At 64.8% G+C, this 17,161-nt stretch carries 14 protein-coding genes and 1 riboswitch; of the genes, 8 read left to right on the forward strand and 6 right to left on the reverse strand.

All coding sequences use genetic code 11. The annotated features are described in order from the left end of the window. Positions 1–58: 58 nt before the first annotated feature. A riboswitch (cyclic di-GMP riboswitch) is annotated at positions 59–145 on the reverse strand. A gap of 202 nt (positions 146–347) precedes the next feature. The 3 genes from AC3WR3_RS15595 to AC3WR3_RS15605 form a co-directional block, all read right to left on the reverse strand. Next, complete coding sequence (locus AC3WR3_RS15595; protein ID WP_492292258.1) at positions 348–3,821, reverse strand: hybrid sensor histidine kinase/response regulator; 3,474 nt, start codon at positions 3,819–3,821, stop codon at positions 348–350. Between the two features lie 82 nt (positions 3,822–3,903). After that, complete coding sequence (locus tag AC3WR3_RS15600; RefSeq protein ID WP_492292259.1) at positions 3,904–5,046, reverse strand: 3-phenylpropionate MFS transporter; 1,143 nt, start codon at positions 5,044–5,046, stop codon at positions 3,904–3,906. Between the two features lie 263 nt (positions 5,047–5,309). Continuing rightward, positions 5,310–7,403: a TonB-dependent hemoglobin/transferrin/lactoferrin family receptor gene (locus AC3WR3_RS15605; protein WP_043130408.1), complete on the reverse strand. Its 2,094-nt coding sequence runs from the start codon at positions 7,401–7,403 to the stop codon at positions 5,310–5,312. 201 nt (positions 7,404–7,604) lie between these two features. Here AC3WR3_RS15605 and AC3WR3_RS15610 point away from each other — a divergent pair, with 201 nt between their 5' ends. From AC3WR3_RS15610 to AC3WR3_RS15620, 3 genes are read left to right on the forward strand one after another with little or no spacing between them, the layout of a single operon-like run. Then, positions 7,605–8,579 carry a ChaN family lipoprotein gene (locus AC3WR3_RS15610; protein ID WP_492292260.1) on the forward strand — a complete coding sequence of 325 codons (975 nt, stop codon included), beginning with the start codon at positions 7,605–7,607 and terminating at the stop codon, positions 8,577–8,579. Positions 8,580–8,604: 25 nt separating this feature from the next. After that, positions 8,605–9,159 carry a cysteine hydrolase family protein gene (locus tag AC3WR3_RS15615; RefSeq protein ID WP_342058810.1) on the forward strand — a complete coding sequence of 185 codons (555 nt, stop codon included), beginning with the start codon at positions 8,605–8,607 and terminating at the stop codon, positions 9,157–9,159. 39 nt (positions 9,160–9,198) lie between these two features. Next, entirely contained in the window at positions 9,199–9,603 is a 405-nt protein-coding gene (locus AC3WR3_RS15620) for a hypothetical protein (RefSeq protein WP_289983511.1), read from the forward strand. A gap of 70 nt (positions 9,604–9,673) precedes the next feature. Here the strand turns inward: AC3WR3_RS15620 and hutZ are convergent, their stop codons facing one another. Both hutZ and hutX read right to left on the reverse strand, forming a co-directional pair. Further along, positions 9,674–10,231: a heme utilization protein HutZ gene (gene hutZ / locus AC3WR3_RS15625; protein WP_492292261.1), complete on the reverse strand. Its 558-nt coding sequence runs from the start codon at positions 10,229–10,231 to the stop codon at positions 9,674–9,676. Further along, positions 10,228–10,740 carry a heme utilization cystosolic carrier protein HutX gene (gene hutX / locus AC3WR3_RS15630; protein ID WP_005329147.1) on the reverse strand — a complete coding sequence of 171 codons (513 nt, stop codon included), beginning with the start codon at positions 10,738–10,740 and terminating at the stop codon, positions 10,228–10,230. The genes hutZ and hutX overlap by 4 nt, the downstream gene beginning before the upstream one ends. A 168-nt stretch (positions 10,741–10,908) precedes the next feature. On the opposite strand from hutX, the gene AC3WR3_RS15635 reads away from it, so the two are divergent. Genes AC3WR3_RS15635 through AC3WR3_RS15645 form a run of 3 tightly spaced genes read left to right on the forward strand, consistent with a single transcriptional unit; the run spans position 10,909 to position 13,598 of the window. Then, on the forward strand, positions 10,909–11,748 hold the full coding sequence (locus AC3WR3_RS15635; protein ID WP_492292262.1) for a heme/hemin ABC transporter substrate-binding protein: 840 nt from the start codon (positions 10,909–10,911) through the stop codon (positions 11,746–11,748). Next, complete coding sequence (locus AC3WR3_RS15640; protein WP_492292263.1) at positions 11,745–12,776, forward strand: FecCD family ABC transporter permease; 1,032 nt, start codon at positions 11,745–11,747, stop codon at positions 12,774–12,776. The genes AC3WR3_RS15635 and AC3WR3_RS15640 overlap by 4 nt, the downstream gene beginning before the upstream one ends. Positions 12,777–12,791: 15 nt before the next feature. Continuing rightward, positions 12,792–13,598, forward strand: a complete 807-nt coding sequence (locus AC3WR3_RS15645; RefSeq protein ID WP_492292264.1) for a heme ABC transporter ATP-binding protein — start codon at positions 12,792–12,794, stop codon at positions 13,596–13,598. Positions 13,599–13,855: 257 nt separating this feature from the next. On the opposite strand, the gene AC3WR3_RS15650 is transcribed toward AC3WR3_RS15645, so the two are convergent. Beyond that, entirely contained in the window at positions 13,856–14,464 is a 609-nt protein-coding gene (locus AC3WR3_RS15650) for a YitT family protein (protein ID WP_202047080.1), read from the reverse strand. A gap of 313 nt (positions 14,465–14,777) precedes the next feature. On the opposite strand from AC3WR3_RS15650, the gene AC3WR3_RS15655 reads away from it, so the two are divergent. Both AC3WR3_RS15655 and AC3WR3_RS15660 read left to right on the forward strand, forming a co-directional pair. Further along, positions 14,778–16,139, forward strand: coding sequence for a UDP-glucose dehydrogenase family protein (locus AC3WR3_RS15655; protein ID WP_492292265.1), 1,362 nt, complete (start codon positions 14,778–14,780; stop codon positions 16,137–16,139). Continuing rightward, the gene (locus AC3WR3_RS15660; RefSeq protein WP_492292266.1) at positions 16,136–17,134 is read left to right on the forward strand and encodes an NAD-dependent epimerase; all 999 of its coding nucleotides are present in this window, start codon (positions 16,136–16,138) and stop codon (positions 17,132–17,134) included. The genes AC3WR3_RS15655 and AC3WR3_RS15660 overlap by 4 nt, the downstream gene beginning before the upstream one ends. Positions 17,135–17,161 lie beyond the last annotated feature (27 nt).

The raw sequence follows: 17,161 nt of genomic DNA on the forward strand, positions 1-17,161 counted from the left end.
CCTGCCAGGTAACGCAGACATCATCGCCACCATGGCTTGGCCCATGGACGATACAACCTGTGGTGACCCCGCTATCCTAGGTGCTTTGACCCTTAGACCGGAGGCTTTGCGTCCCGGACTTTCGTCCGGTTTGCCTTTTTGCACAACTTGATTTGCGACAAAAATAATCGCCGAATGACTATAGGAGGGAGTCGGAGGAGGCGCTACCTAGTAAAAATGACAGCGAATAGGACTCATTTTCCAGATTGTTCGCGAACATGCCGGCAAGCTGGCGCCAACATCGGTGATGCTGGCACCTGATGACAGTTCCCTAACTTGCCGATCAATGCTTGATTGTGTGAAGGCTGTCACTGTATTGGCAGCAGCAGGCTGTTCATCAGCGCCCGCAGCTTGAGGGGTTTGACCGGCTTGCTGACGTAGCCAAAGCCGTGCTCGCGGATCTGGGTCTGCAGCTCGCTCTTGCGATCCGCGCTGATGATGATGCCGCCGATGTCGTTGCCATGGGCCAGCCGGATCATGTGCAGCGCCTGCAGCCCGGTCTTGCCGTCATCCAGGTGGTAGTCGGAGAGCACCAGCCGGGGAAGGAAACCGGCCCCTATGATCTCCTCTGCCTGCTCCAGGCTCTGGGCGCAGCGCACCTCGCAGCCCCAGCGTCCCAGCAGGGAGGCCATGGCGATGAGGATGTCCTCCTCGTTGTCGATGCAGAGCACCCGGATCCCTTCGAGCTGGCTGTCCCGCACCACGGGGGCCGCCAGCTGGCTCGGCGTCACCGGCCGGGTCGCGAGGTTGAGGGTGATGGAAAACACGGACCCCGCCCCGGGCCAGCTGCGCAGGGAGAGCTGATGTCCCAGCACCTGGGAGATGCCGCGGGCGATGGCGAGCCCGAGGCCAAGTCCCTGCTCCCTGGCGGTGCGGGAATGATCGAGGCGGGAGAACTCGTCGAAGATCGCCTCCTGCTTGTCCAGCGGAATGCCGGGGCCATTGTCCCACACCTCGATGCGCACCTTGTCCCCCAGGCGGCGGCAGCCGAGCAGCACCCGGCCGCCCGGGTTGTAACGAAACGCATTGGTGAGGAAGTTCTGCAACACCCGGCGCAGCAGGCGCACGTCGCTGTAGACCGCGAGGCGGCTCTCCACCACGGAGAACTGGATCTCTCCCGCCTGGGCCAGCACCCCGAACTCCGCCTTGAGGTTGCCCAGCACGTCGCTCAGGGCGAAATCGAGCTTCTTCGCCTTGAACTTGCCCGCCTCGAGGCGCGAGATGTCCAGCAGATCCGTGATGAGATCCTCGGTTGCCCCCAGGGCATCGTCGATGTGGCGGGCGATGCGGACCTGCTCCGCCGCCTGCTCTCCTCCCTGCGGCAGCATCTCCAGCAGGGAGGAGGTAAACAGCTTGGCCGCGTTCAGCGGCTGGGTCAGATCATGGCTCACCGCCGCCAGGAAGCGGCTCTTGGAGTGGTTCGCCCGCTCCACCTGCTGGTTCACCAGCAGCAGCTGGCGGTTGAGCTCGGAGAGTTCGTGGGTACGCTCGGCCACCCTCGCCTCCAGGTGCTCGTTCGCTTCCCGCAGCACCCGCTCCGCCGCCCGGAAGGGGGTGATGTCGGTGAAGGTCATCACGAAGCCCCCCGCCGGCATGGGATTGCCCTGCATCTCTATCACCCGGCCGTCCGGTCGCTCCCGCGCCGAGACATGGGGGCTGCCCCGCTTCATGAAGGCGACCCGGCGCGCCACCTGGGCCTCTATGTCCCCTGGGCCGCAGAGCCCCTGCCCGGCGTTGTAGCGGATGATCTCCTCGATGGATCGCCCCACCTGGATGAGCCCGTGCGGATAGTGGAACAGCTCTATGTAGCGCCGGTTCCAGGCCACCAGCTTGAGCTCCCTGTCCACCACAGAGATCCCCTGCCCCATGTGCTCTATGGCACCCTGCAGCAGGCCGCGGTTGAAGCGGAACACGTCCGAGGCCTCGTCCACTATGGTGGCTATCTCCTCGAGCTGCATGTTGCGCCCCTGCAGGGCAGAGGCCAGCACCAGCCGGGCGGAGGAGGTGCCAAATACCCCCGCCAGCAGCCGCTCGGTGTGGGCAATCAGGTCGGCAGAGGCCTGCATCTGGGGCGCCAGGGTACCGCCGCGCTCGCCGGCGAAGCGGCCGAAGGCGCGCTTGACCCGGCTCGAGCCGACGAAGCGGGCCGCCAGCATCTCCAGCTCCTTGACCGAGACCCGCGCCTGGTAGAGCGCCGTGGTATCCCGGCTCGGCTTGCCGACGAAGTTGGCGGCCTGCAGCCGCTCGCTCACCGCCGCCCGCGACAGCAGGGAGCCCGCCACGTAGCCGAGCAGGTTGAGCAACAGGCTCAGGAAGATGCACCAGGCCCCCAGGCTCAGCTCGCGAAAGGCGGGCCAGTCGGGAGGGGCCAGCAGCGCCTCCAGGGGCGAGCCCGCCAGCAGGCCGCTCTCGGCCAGCAGAGTCAGGAACCAGAGGCTGATGCCAAGGGTAAGACCGAGATAGACCCCCTTGCGGTTGCCGTGCCGCCAGTAGAGGCCGAGCAGCAGGGCCGGGGCGAACTGGGCCACGGCGCCGAACGACAGGTAGCCGATGCGCGACAGGCTGGTGAGATCCCCGAGCCAGAGATAGAGCACCCAGGCCGCCAGCAGGATCAGCAGTATGGCGCCCCGGCGCACCTGCAGCAGCAGCCGCATCAGCCGCTCATCCCGCCCCTGCTGCCAGAAGCGGCGCAGCAGCACCGGCAGCACCAGATCGTTGCTGACCATGATGGCCAGGGCTATGGTGCAGACGATCACCATGCCGGTGGCCGCCGAGGTGCCGCCGAGAAACGCCAGCATCGCCATGCCGTCGAAGCCCAGCGACATGGGCAGGCTGATAACATAGGTGTCCGAGGCCATGTCGGCCCCCACCCACTGCTTGCCCGCCAGCGCCAGCGGCCAGATGAAGAGCCCCATCAGGAACAGGTAGAGCGGGAACAGCCAGCGCGCCCAGTGCAGATCCTGGCCCTGGTTGTTCTCCACCACAGTCACGTGGAACTGGCGCGGCAGGCAGATGACGGCGCACATGGCCACCAGGGTATAGATGGCGAGCTCCAGCAGGCTGCCCGGCGACACCGCCACCACCGCATCGAGAAAGTCCCCGGCCACCAGGGTGCGGGCCTCGCTCGGCCTGGCGATGATGAGCCAGAGCGCGAAGCCCCCCACCGCCATGAAGGCGAGCAGCTTGACCACGGACTCGAAGGCGATGGCGACCACCATGCCGCGATGGTGCTCGGTGGCGTCCAGGTTGCGGGTGCCGAACAGTATGCTGAACAGGGCCAGCAACAGGGCGACGCCGAGGGCCAGCTCGGCCGTGTTGCCCGTGGGCCCCGCCGGCACCGAGTTGGCCATCAGCAGATCCAGTCCGGTGACGATGGCCTTGAGCTGCAGCACCAGGTAGGGAAGTATCCCCATGACGGCGATCAGGCTGATCACCATGGCCAGGCGCTGGGACTTGCCATAGCGGGCGGCGATGAAGTCGGCGATGGAGGTGATGTGCTCGCGCTTGGCCACCAGGATGAGGCGGGCCAGCAGGCGCCAGCCAAACAGGAACACCAGCATGGGGCCAAGATAGATGGGCACAGGCGACCAGGGGGATTCGCTCGCCTGCCCGACGGTGCCGAAGAAGGTCCAGGAGGTGCAATAGACGGCGAGCGACAGGCTGTAGAGCAGGGGCTGGCCCTTGAGCCGACGGCGCTTGCTCTTGTCCGCCACATAGGCGATGAGGAACAGCAAGCCCAGATAGGCGAGCGACAACCCGATCAGCAGCCATCCTTGGTGCATCTACATTCTTCCCTTGTTCAGATGTGTTGAGCGCCGCGCCGGCTCAGCGTGCCGACGGGCAACCGTCATTGAGTGTGCCCGCTCAGGCGGCGGCGCCCTCATGCTCCCCGCGCAGCCGCAGCACGAAGACCGGCAGCACCACCAGCACCATGATGAAGAAGATGCCCCCACCGAGCGGCTCGAACAGCACACCGCAGATCGCCATCAGGGCCGCCACCGTCATGCCGAGGCCGAGCGCCGCATAGAGCGCCTGGGTGGGGATCTGCTGCTCGGCGGGCAGCTGGCGGGTCATGAAGCGCACGGCGCCGAGGTGGCTGATGCAGAAGGTGACCCCGTGCAGCAGCTGACCCAGCACCAGCACCGCCAGCTCGGTAGAGGCGCCGAGCAACACCCAGCGCACCACGCAGCCGACGGCCCCCACCAGAAACAGGGTCTGGGCCCCGAAGCGGTGGAAGAAGCGCTTGTCCGCGGCAAACATGGCGATCTCCGCCACCACCCCCAGGGCCCACAGGTAGCCGATCAGGGTGCCGCTGTAGCCCGCCCCCTTCCAGTACATGGCGCTGAAGCCGTAGTAAGCGGCATGGCTGCCCTGCAGCAGGGCGGTAATGAGCAGGAAGCGGCGCACCGGCGCTGACCTGAAGGTGACGAGCAGGGAGGCCCGGGCCCGCTCCCCCTTGAGCTCCTGGGGCTGCGGCCGCAGCGGCAGCACGCTCAGCGCCAGCATGGCCAGCAGTCCCGCCACCATGGTGTGCAGCACCCAGTCGCTGCCGAAGTTGCTCACCAGGGCCCCCACCAGGGTGGAGGCGGCGATAAAGGCGAAGGAGCCGCACAGCCTCACCTTGCCATAGTCGAGGTGCGTCTGCACCACCATGCGGGTGGCGAGCGCCTCCCCCATGGGCATCAGGGTCGGGTAGATGAAGTTCGCCACCAGGGTCAGCAGCACCAGCCACCAGAGACTGTGGCTGAGGTAGAAGCCCAGAAACGCCAGCAGGCTCAGCAGGCAGAGCAGCCGGGTGACGGGCAGCAGCTGACCGGCCCCCTTGACCCGTCCCATCACCATCAGGTTGCCGGCAAAACGGATGGCCATGCCGACCCCCAGCAGCAAGCCTATCTGCTCGGCGCTCACCCCTATGCCCTCGAGCCACAGGGACCAGAACGGCAGATAGGCGCCGTAGACGAAGTAGAAGGCGCCAAAGAACAGGGCTAACCAGGAGAAGGCGGGCATAGGGGCTCGGCAGCGGGACAAGGGGCACAAATGATAACCGATTTTGGCGCGGGGATCCCCAGGGGCAAGGGGAGATAAAAACGATAAATATCAATAAAGTTGAACCTTTGTCACATCCCCCTGTCTATCTGGATAACACCGCTTCCTGATGAGTGTTGCAATCCTTACACCCGCCCCTGGCGGGTTTCTTTTTGGGGCCGGTTTGGGCCGCCAGACGCAGAGAAGGGGCCCAAGGGCCCCTTCATCATTGTCACTGGCAAGTATCAGAACACGTACTTGACCCTTGCGCTCAGGTTGCGACCCGGCTCGGTCTGGTTGCTGGTGTCCGAGCTGGCCGCAAGGCCCGTGATGCTCTCGTAGCTCACGTACTCCTTGTCAAACAGGTTGAAGACGCCGACGTTGAGCTGCAGATCCTGCATCGGCTTGAACTGGGCGTAGATATCCACCACGCCCCAGCCGGCGCTCTTGATGTTGTCGTTGCCTCTGGCGTCCTTGCCCACCTTGTCCATGTCGTCGGCGAAGCGCAGGGCGGTGTTGATGTTCCAGTTCGGCTGCTCCAGACGCACCCCAAGGCTGCCGTTGAACGGGCTCAGGCTGTTGATGTAGTTGCCGTCGCCGTCCTTGCCCTCGATGTAGGCCAGGTTGCCCCAGACGTTCACCAGCTCGTTCAGCCAATAGTCCGCCTTGACCTCGGCCCCCTTGGTGGTCGCCTTGTCCAGGTTCTGGTACTGATAGATGGCGGTGCGCCCTTCTGTCCCCACGGCGGTCAGCTCGATGAAGTCGTCAAACTGGTTGTAGAAGGTCGCCACCTCGTAGCTGAAGCCGCCGCTGCTGCCGCGCACCCCGAGATCGATGCCGTCGCTGCTCTCGGGCTTGAGGTTAGGGTTCGGCTCGATGCGATAGCCGTAGGCCTGGTGGTTCAGGGTGGAGAAGGCGTTGTCATACATGGGCGCCTTGAAGCCGTGGCTGTACTGGGCGAACAGGTTGGCCGCCTCGTGTGCCTTGAACACCAGCCCCAGCTTGGGAGAGAACTCCCCTTCGGAGATCTTCTGCATGTTCTCGCCGGTGTAGGCGGGATCCTCGTCCGGGGTCATCTTGTAGTAGTCGTAACGGGCACCCGGGGTCAGCACCCAGCGCTCGCCAAACTTGATCTCGTCGAAGGCCCAGAGCGCGCTGCGCTCGCTGGTGGTGGACGGGAAGCTCAGCTCGCTGTAACCGACGAAGTCGCCCGGTACGGTCGGCGCCTTGAAACGGGTACGCTCGTTGTCGGTGTGCTCATACTCCACACCCCAGGCAAGGCGCTGGCTGGCGAGCGCCTTGCTGAACTTCACCTGGGCCCCCAGACTCTCCTGCTCGAAACCGTTGTGATCCAGGGAGTTCTTGGTCACATAGGGGTTGCGCGGGTTGACCGGATACTTGGAGGAGGCGTACTGATCCAGGGTCTGCTTGGTGCGGGTGTAGTAAATCTTGCTGTCCACCCGATCCGCCCAGGGGGCGTTCAGGGCCAGGCCGTGATCCAGCACCAGGGAGAGGTTGTCGGTGTCTTTATCGGTGATCGGCTGATTGAAGACGGAGCCCGCCTTGGTCAGATCGATGGCATCCGGATCCTGCCCCTCGGTGAAGTAGTCGACCGTCAGCTTCAGGAACTGATCATCGGAGAGGTTCCACTTGCTCTTGAGCAGCACCGCCTGGCTGACGATGTCGAACTCGTCCTTGTCGCTGTCGTAGTTCTGGGTCACCCCGCCGTCGCGCCAGGTGTAGCGCAACAGGTTCTCGAACTCGCCGGTGCGCAGCGCCCCCGTGATGCCGGCCATCTTCTGGTGGCTGCTGGAGGCATAGCCGGTGGTCGCGTCCAGGTAGCTGTCCTTCCCCTTGAGGAAGTCGCCGGCATCCTTGGTGGTGATGGCGATGACGCCCCCCAGGGCATCGGAGCCGTAGGCCGCGGACGCCGGCCCCTTGGCCACTTCCACCTGCTTGATCATGTCGGTGTCGAAGTAGGTCTGGCCCACACCGCCATTCTTGTAGGCGTCGTTCTGGCGCACCCCGTCCTGCACCACCTTGACCCGGTTCTCGCTCATGCCGCGAATGGTGAAGGTCTGGGCATCCCCCGCCCCCCCCTGCACGCTCACGCCCGGCTCATAACGGAACAGATCGGCGACATTGCTGACGACCTGCTCTTCGATCTGCTCCGAGGTGATGACGGCGATGGGGCCGGAGACGTCTTCCAGCTTCTGCTCCATGCGGGAGCCGCTGACGACCATGACTTCATCCGTTTTCTTGTCTGCGGCGAAAGCAGGGGATACCAGCCCGGCCGCCACGGCGAGGGCAATCAGAGAGGGGGTGTTGTTGTGCGCCACTGCAAAGTCCTTATTGAGAATCATTATCAACCGAACGGCATCTTACCCAGCTCGCGACAAAGATCAATAATAAAGTGAATCATTCTCATTTTCTTTTGCTTCTGAACGGTTTTACACTAGCGCCTCTTTTTTCCTGCTCGCCATGCTGCCATCGTATGGTGCTGTACCTTTGCCAATCTCTGCCTTTGTGAGTGAGATGCCATGACTCGACAACTCCCCCTGCTCGCCCTGCCCCTGCTGCTGGCCGCCTGTGCCACCCCGCCGCAGAGCCAGCCTCCCCAGACCCTCTATCACTACCAGCTTGGCGAGGGGACGGACGACAGGCCCCTCAGCCTCGCCCAGGCGGTGGACAAGGTCAGGGATGCCGACATAGTGCTGGTGGGCGAGCTTCACAGCCACCCGGCCGTGCACCTGTTGCAGGCAAACCTGCTGGCACAGCTTGCCGGCATGTCGCGCGTCGATGGCCGGGCCCTGGTGCTCTCCATGGAGCAGTTCACCCGCGCCGATCAACCGGTGCTGGATGCCTACCTGGCCGGGCGCATCGGCGAATCCACGCTGATCCGCGAGGGCCATGCCTGGCCCAACTACCCGAGCGACTACCGCCCCCTGGTGGAATTTGCCAAGGCGCAGCAGTTGACGGTGATCGCCGCCAATGCCCCCAAGCCGCTGGTGAGCTGTGTCGGTCAGGAAGGCCCCGAGTGGCTCGACAAGCTGCCTGCCAGCCGCCGCAGCCAGCTCGCCCGCGAGCTCACCCTGGGGGAGGATCCCTATCGCCAGAAGTTCATGGCCTCCATGCATCATGGGGATGCGGACGGCAATGCCCGCCGCTTCGCCGCCCAGACCAGCTGGGACGACACCATGGCCGAGAGCATGGTCGATTATCTCGAGCAGCATCCCGGCCGGCGCATCATGCACATCGCCGGCAACTTCCACGTGGAGGGGGGGCTGGGTATCGCGAGCCGCATCGCCAGCCGCAATCCGGCGCTGAGAGTCGCCCTGGTGGTGCCTGAGACTGGCTCCCAGGATGGCAAGGCCGCCCCCGGACGGAGTGCCGACGTGCGGGTGCACATAGCCCCCCTGCCGGAACGCTGGCTAAATGCAGCGGAAATGAAGCAAGATATGGGCGCGCTGCATCAATCCCGCAGCCGTGACTGCAGCCAGTGGCTGCAACCCTAATCTTCCAGGATACGGCGGGTAAAATATGGACGTGTTACTGATCATCGATGTGCAGCAAGGGGTCATGAAAGCGACCCATCACCAACAGCCACAGGTACTGGCCAACATCAACCGGGCCGCGGCCCATGTCAGACAGCATCATGGCCGGGTCATCTACATCCAGCATGACGAACTGCCAGGGGGCGAGCTGGAGCCCGGAACCCCGGGCTGGCAACTGCACCCGGCCCTGCAACCCGCCAGGGGGGATAGCCGGGTACGCAAGACGGCGTGCGACAGCTTCCTCGAGACCGAGCTGGCCTTCCTGTTGGCCGAACAGTCCGTCGACCGGCTGATCCTCTGTGGCAGCAACACCGATTTTTGCGTCGATACCACGGTACGCAGCGCCGCGGCCCATGGCTTTGAGGTGCTGGTGTTGCAAGATGGTCACACCACAGCCGATCGTCCCCACCTGAGCGCCGAGCAGATCATCGAGCACCACAACTGGATGTGGCAGCGTCTGGACCTGCCCGAGGGCAGACGCATAACCCTGCTCACCACGGATCAGCTGCTCGAGGCGGCTCAACCCGCGCTGGCGTGCTAATCTGCCTGCCTTGAAGTGATCACCTGATTGGAGTCTTGCGTGCGTCTATTCTCTGCCGTTGCCCTTGTGCTGTTGTTACCGGCGATCACGGCCTGCTCCGGAATGCCGGGCACCACGCCCGACGGCCCGGCCCCCCTGTTTCATACCAACATCAACGAAGAGGGGAGCAAGCGCTTCACCTTCGAAGCCGCTCCCCTCGACGTCCTGCCGAGTCGGTTGCAGGAGGATGACAGCCGGCTGAGCCGCAACAGCAAGAGCCTGCTGGAGCGCCGCGAGGCCCTGCAGGACGAGCAACTGACCGAGACGCTGGCGGCGCGCAACTATTGCCGCACCGGCTACATAATCCTCAGCCAGACTTCCTGGAAGATCCGGGGGGAGTGCAACGAGACCGCCACCCAGGCCGATCGCGACGCCTTCCCCAACAAGGCCTCCTGGCAGGAGTGATCCCGATTGGGGGACAGGTAACAAAACGGGCAGCCCAGGCTGCCCGTTTTTCATCTCATGACCTCGCGCCTCAGACAGGTGCGTCCGTCTCGCTGGTCAACTCGGCGCCGTTGTCGACGCGCTTGTGCCCTTCCACCAGATGGACGAAGTCCACCAGCTCGTCACCGGAGACCCGGAACGCCTGGCCGAAGCCCTTGACGAACAGACCCTGCTCGGGCTTGAGGCGAAACAGCACGAAGTCCTTGAGGTTGGAGAGCCCTTTGACGATCTCGCCGAAACGCCCCTCCAGCGCCGCTATCGCCTTGCCCCAGCACTCGTCATCCCGTGCCACCACCTCGGCCACGGCGTCAAAGGTGAGTCGCTTGCGGGCGAACAGTTCGCGGGCGCCGGTTTCGTCCTCGATCAGCATCAGGGAGACCTTGGGCACCTGTTGCAGGTTGCGGGCATGGCGGGCTATCTCGGAGATCAGCACATAGTAGCCATCTTCCTGCAGCACGAAGGGGGCGTAGCTGGCATTGGGGTTGCCTTCGCCATCCACGGTCGCGAGCTGCAGGGTACGGCAACCGTCACGAAATTCGCGGATCTCCGGTTGCAGACGGTTCTGCAGACGCTCCTGACGTTCACTCATGCTTTCACTTCCTCTTGATACTGGTGGCGCAGGGCCTTGAAACGCTCCACCTGGTCAGGCAGCAGCTGACGCTGCTCGTCACGGCCCAGGTAGATCTTGAAAATACAGCGACCGCTGTGGCCGAAGAACTGGAAGGAGTGCCCCTCCTTGCCCATGAACAGCTTGCTGACCAGGGCAATGCCGACCACGTTGTCGAGCTTGAGGTGGCCATGCATCTCGCCGTCCCGACCCATCAGGTTGTAGTAGCCGCGGGCCGTCTTGCCCTTGGGGAAGGGGGCCTTCACCTCGAAGATGGAGCCGTCGGACTCCACAATGGTGGTCACCTGACCCCAACTGGCCAGATCCGCCAGCAGGGCTTCGGCCTGATCGCTCGGCACCAGCGTCATCAGCTCGGCGGGCAGGTGGCGCACCACCTCCCACTCGCTGACGGCCAGCTCGGTGGCGATGCTGGAAGGATGGGCGCTGGGATCTTGTTCCAGCAGCGCATGAATGCGTTGTGCAATGCTCATCGGTTCTCCCTGGATGATCTGGCGATAGTACTCGGTCTCGCGGCGGATACTGTAATAAAGCGGCCCCCTTAACGCAATTGATAATCGCTTTCATTATCAGTGCATTTTTTTCACGAGCTTGATATTCTCGGCGGCAATCCCACTCTCATACACCCTTCGGAGGTTCGCATGGGCCGTCGTTTTGCCCTCGCACTCAGCCTGCTCGGCTGTTCAGCCCTTTCCCTGCCTGCTGCCGCGCAGGAACGCATCGTCAGCATAGGCCCGGCCACCACAGAGCTCATCATGGCCCTGGGGGGCGAGCAGAGCCTGATTGCCACCGACGTCAGCAGCCCTGAACCCAAGGGGCTGCCGAGAGTCGGCTACCACCGCGCCCTGGCTGCCGAAGGGATATTGAGCCTGGCCCCGACCCGACTGGTCGGCAGCGACGAGATGGGGCCGCCACCGGCCCTGGAACAGCTGCGCCGGGCCGGCGTCGAGGTGACAGTGCTGCCGACGGCACCCACCCTGGCCAACCTCAACGAGCGGATCGACGCCCTGACCGGCTTGCTGGGCAATCAGGCCGCCGGCACCAGGCTGAAGGCCGAGATAGCCGTCCAGAGCGACAAGCTGGCCGCCCAGGCGAAACAGAACAAGCCCCTCAGGGTCGCCTTCCTGCTGCTGCACAAGGGCCAGCCCACCAGCATAGCCGGCGGCAATACCACCGCCAGCGCCCTGGTGACCCTGGCCGGCGGTGTAAACCCGGTCGCCCGCTTGCACGACTACAAGCCCGTCTCCACCGAATCCCTGATCGAACTGCAGCCGGATCTGGTGCTGGTGAGCGGTCGTGACTGGCAGCAATACCAGAGCGTCGACAGCGTGCTGGCCCAGGTGCCGGCCCTGGCCGCCACGCCGGCAGGCAAGAACAGGGCCATCCACGCCATCGACGGTCACGCCCTGCAAGGGGGGCTCAGCCTGAGATCCTTGCAGCAGGCCAACCAGATAGCCCAGTGGATAAAGCAGGGTTCATGATGCGTCTGCCGCTGCCCTGGCTGCTCGTGCTCACCGGCTGCACGCTCGCCCTGCTGCTGGTCGGCTCCCTCGCCACCGGCCCCATGGCCCTCTCCTTCGCCGAGAGTCTGCAGGCCCTGTTTGCCGGCAAAAATAGCGGGATAGAAGCACACAAGCTGCTGATAGTGCAGGAGATCCGCCTGCCACGCACCCTGCTGTGCATCGCCGTGGGGGGCATTCTCGGCCTCTGCGGCGCCGTGATGCAGGGGCTGTTTCGCAACCCCCTGGCCGACCCCGGCATCATAGGGGTCTCCGGCGGTGCGGCGCTCGGGGCCGCCCTGGCCATAGTGCTGCTGGCCCCCCTCGGCCAGCAGTTGCAGAGCCTGCTGGGCCTCGGTCTGCTGCCCCTGCTCGCCTTCCTCGGCGGGGCGCTCACCACCACCCTTGTCTATTTGCTGGGCACCCGTGAGGGGGGCACCTCGGTCACCGTCATGCTGCTGGCGGGCGTCGCCATCACGGCGCTGTCAGGGGCCGTGATCGGGCTGCTCACCTACCTCGCGGACGATCAGATGCTGCGCAACCTGAGCCTGTGGCAGATGGGCTCCCTGGCCGCAGGCAAGCCGGTGGACGTGGGGCTGGCGCTGCTGACCCTGGTCGCCCTGCTGTGGCTCTTCATGCGCGATGCCAACCCCCTCAACGCCCTGCTGCTGGGCGAAGGTGAGGCCCGTCATCTGGGGGTCAATGTGCAATGCCTCAAGCGGCGCCTCATCCTGCTCACTGCCGCCGGGGTCGGCGTGGCGGTGGCGGTGGCCGGCATGATCGGCTTCGTCGGTCTGGTGGTGCCGCACCTGGTGCGGCTGCTGGCCGGGCCCAATCACGTCAGGCTGCTGCCGCTCAGCGCCCTGCTCGGCGCCGCCCTGCTGCTGGGGGCCGACATGCTGGCCCGCACCCTGCTGGCACCGGCCGAGATGCCGGTGGGCATCATCACCGCCCTGCTGGGTGCCCCCTTCTTCATCTGGCTCTTGGTCAAGAGTCGCCGGACGCTGTAACAGGAGAACGCCACCTTGCCCGGATCCCCCTCCCCCCTGCTCGCTTGCCGCGGTCTCAACCTCACCCGGGGCAATCGCCTCATCCTGGACAACCTGGATCTCGACCTGCATGGGGGCAGCCTGACCGCCCTGCTCGGCCCGAACGGGGCGGGCAAGAGCTCGCTGCTCAAGTGCCTGACCGGCGAGCTGGCCTATGACGGCAACATCTCCCTGTTCGGTCGCAAGCGGCAAGAGTGGGCCGGCGATGCCCTGGCCCACAGAGTCGGAGTGCTGCCCCAGAGCTCGTCCCTGAGCTTCCCCTTCCTGTGCGAAGAGGTGGTAGCCATGGGGCGGCTGCCCCACAGCGAACCCGTCAGCCGCCGCGACCAGATAGTGCGGGCCGCCATGACCCATGCCGGGGTCGAGCACCTGGCCGGCCGCCTCTACCCAGGCCTCTCCGGCGGAGAGCGCCAGCGGGTGCAGTTCGCCCGGGTACTGGCCCAGATCTGGCAGGAGCCGTCACCGGAACGGCTGCCCGATCCCGAGCAGCCGCGACTGCTGCTGCTCGACGAGCCCACCTCGGCCCTCGATCTCAAGTACCAGCATCAGCTGCTCACCATGGCCCGCGCCCTGGCCGCCCGCAATACCGCGGTGCTGGTGGTGCTGCACGACCTCAACCTGGCGGCGCGCTACGCCGACCGGCTGGTGATGCTGGAGCAGGGCAGGCTGATGGCGGACGGCTCCCCGACAGAGGCGCTGACCCCCGAACTGATCGCCCGCCTCTACGACTACCCCGCCCAGGTGCTCCATCACCCTGAGACGGGACAGCCCATGGTGGTGTGATAACGAGCGCATCGCCCTCCCTTTCTACGACTACCCCGCCCAGGTGATCCACCACCCCGAGACGGGACAGCCCATGGTGGTGTGATATCAGTGGTGGTGCGATCACGGGCGCATCGTCTTTCGTATCCACGACTACCCCGTCCAAGCCATCCATCACCCCGAGACGGGGCAACCCATGATGGTGTGAATCAAGTCAGGATCCCGAATAGCAAAAGAGCGCCATCAGGCGCTCTTTTGCTTGCAAAGTGGAGGGAGGCTCAGGCGATCTGGTAGCGGCCCGGCTTGTGATTGAGTGTCAACACCAGGTTACAGATGATGGCCGCGACCACGGAGAGCGCCAGCAGCCAGGGGGAGACCACGAAGAAGGAGGCGATGACGATGGCGCAATCCAGCCCCATTTGCAGCTTGCCGGCGCGGATGCCGAACTTGTCCTGAATAAACAGCGCCAGGATATTGAAGCCCCCCAGGCTCGCCTTGTGGCGGAACATGATGAGCAGCCCCATGCCGATCAGGGTGCCGCCGATCAGGGCCGCATAGACGGGCTCTATCTTGCCTATCTGCAGCACGGCGTTGAGGTGATCCGTCATGAAGGAGACGGTGGCCACGGCGGCGAAGGTGTTGAGGGTGAAGCGCGGCCCCATCCTGAGCCAGGCCAGGGCGTAGAACGGCAGGTTCATGGTGAAGAACAGCAGGCCGAAGCTCAGGCCGGTCACCTGCTGCAGCAGCAGTGCCAGCCCGGCGGTACCGCCGGTGAGCAGACCGACCTGATGAAACAGGAAGATGCCGAGGGATACAAAGCCTGCCGCGGTCAGCAGGGCGAGCACATCCTCATAGAGCGGATGGGCCGAACGGGGGGTGTTGTCCATAACCTTATGTCCAGTAGCGAAGTGAAAAGAGTGTCTGAGACCCGATGACGGGCGCGAGCCCCGTGAGTCGGGACTTCGTTATGGCCACAGTGTCCGTTTTGAGTGACCCGGATCACAAGTACGGGATCGCATGCGCCGAAATGGTGCGCGTCAGCGCCGCGTTACAACCCTTGCACCAAAATATGTCACGCCCTTCCCCTCTCAAGCTGAAGCCAGCCTGAAGCGCGTCTGAAAAACCCGGGCTATCTCGCTGCCAGCAGGCGGGAATCGTTCTAAAATGACCCCCTTGCCACAGGCTGCGGAGCGACAGCAGATGAGAGTCAGCGTATTCGGGATAGGTTATGTGGGGCTGGTTCAGGCCGCCGTGCTTGCCGAGATGGGCCACAGGGTAACCTGTGTGGACGTGGACGCCGCCAGGGTCGAGCGCCTCAAAGAGGGGATGATCCCCATCTTCGAGCCCGGTCTCGCCCCCCTGGTGCAAGCCAATCATCAGGCCGGTCGCCTGCACTTCACCACGGACGTGGCCGAGGGGGTGGCGTTCGCCGAGCTTATCTTCATCGCGGTCGGCACCCCGCCCGATGAAGACGGCTCGGCCGATCTGCAGCACGTGCTGGCGGTGGCCGACACCATAGGGCGGCTGATGCAGGGCGGCAAGGTGGTGGTCAACAAGAGCACGGTGCCGGTCGGCACCGCCAACCGGGTACATCGTCATATCGCCGCCATCCTGCGCGATCGCGGGGTCGACTTGCCCCTCGAGGTGGTCTCCAACCCGGAGTTTCTCAAGGAGGGGGCCGCGGTGGCCGACTGCCTGCGGCCTGATCGCATCATCATAGGCACAGATTCGGCCCACGCCCTCTCCCTGCTCGAAGAGCTCTATGCCCCCTTCAACCGCAACCGGGATCGCATCATCCAGATGGACGCCCGCAGCGCCGAGCTGACCAAGTACGCCGCCAACGCCATGCTGGCCACCAAGATCTCCTTCATGAACGAGATGGCCACCCTGGCGGAGAGGCTCGGGGCCGACATCGAAGCCGTGCGCAAGGGCATAGGCGCCGACCCGCGCATCGGCCATCACTTCATCTATCCCGGCTGCGGCTACGGCGGCTCCTGTTTCCCGAAAGACGTCAAGGCGCTGATCCACACCGCCGGCCAGATTGGCTGCGATGCCCCTTTGCTCCATGCGGTGGAGCGGGTCAACGACGGCCAGAAGCACAAGCTCATGGCGCGCCTGCAGCAGCACTTCGGTGCCGATCTCAGGGGGCGGACCTTCGCCCTCTGGGGCCTGGCCTTCAAGCCCAACACCGACGACATGCGCGAAGCCCCGAGCCGGGTACTGATGGAGGCCATCTGGGCCGCTGGCGGCAAGGTGCAGGCGTTCGATCCCGAGGCCATGAGCGAGGCCCAGCGTCTCTACGGCCTGCGGGACGATCTGACCCTGTGCGGCACCCAGGAGGCCGCCCTCAAGGGAGCCGACGCCCTGCTCATCTGCACCGAATGGCAGCAGTTCCGCGCCCCGGACTTCGAGCTATTGCGCCAAACCCTGAAACAGGCCCTCATCATCGACGGCCGCAACCTCTATGATCCGGCCCGCCTGCGCCAGCGCGGCTTCACCTACTACGCCATAGGCCGGGGCGACAGCCTGACCGCCGGGCTATGCGAGGAGCAACGGCAATGAAATATCTGGTCACCGGCGCCGCCGGCTTCATCGGCTTTCATGTGGCGCAGAGGCTCTGCCGCGACGGCCATCAGGTGGTTGGCCTGGACAACCTCAACGACTACTACGAGGTGAGCCTGAAGGAGGCGCGGCTGGCACTGCTGCTGCCACTGCCAGGTTTTCGCTTCGAGCGCGGTGATCTCGCCGATCGCACCGCCATGGCGGCACTCTTTGCCCGCGAGCGGTTCGATCGGGTGATCCACCTGGGGGCCCAGGCCGGGGTGCGCTATTCGCTGGACAACCCCTTTGCCTACGCCGACAGCAATCTCAACGGCACCCTCACCGTCCTCGAGGGGTGCCGCCATCACGGGGTGCAGCACCTGGTCTACGCCTCCTCCAGCTCGGTGTATGGCCTCAACGAGCGGATGCCGTTCAAGACCTCGGACGGGGTGGATCACCCCGTCTCCCTCTATGCCGCGAGCAAGAAGGCGAACGAGCTGATGGCCCACTCCTACTCCCACCTCTATGGGCTGCCCACCACGGGCTTGCGCTTCTTCACCGTCTACGGCCCCTGGGGGCGGCCCGACATGGCGCTGTTCAAGTTCGTGCGTGCCATCCTGAACGGGGAACCCATCGACATCTACAACCAGGGCCAGCTCAGCCGGGACTTCACTCACATAGACGACATAGTGGAGGGGATAGTGCGGGTCGCGGACAGGCCCCCGCAGGGCGACCCGGACTGGCAGGGAGCAGCCGACGCCAGCACGGCCCCCTATCGCCTCTTCAACATCGGCCATGGCAGCCCGGTGCGACTCATGGATTTCGTGGAGGCCATAGAGGCGGCGCTCGGCAAGCGGGCCATCCGCAACCTGCTGCCCATGCAGCCAGGGGATGTGCTCGCCACCTGGGCCGATACCGAATCCCTGTTCGAGGTGACCGGCTATCGACCCCGGGTGGGCCTCAGAGAAGGGGTGGCGAGTTTCGTCGACTGGTACAGGGCCTACTACGGGGTCTGACCCGAACGCCTGAAATGAAAAGGGGCT

Source organism: Aeromonas sp. EU05-FHT14A05, assembly GCF_058791175.1.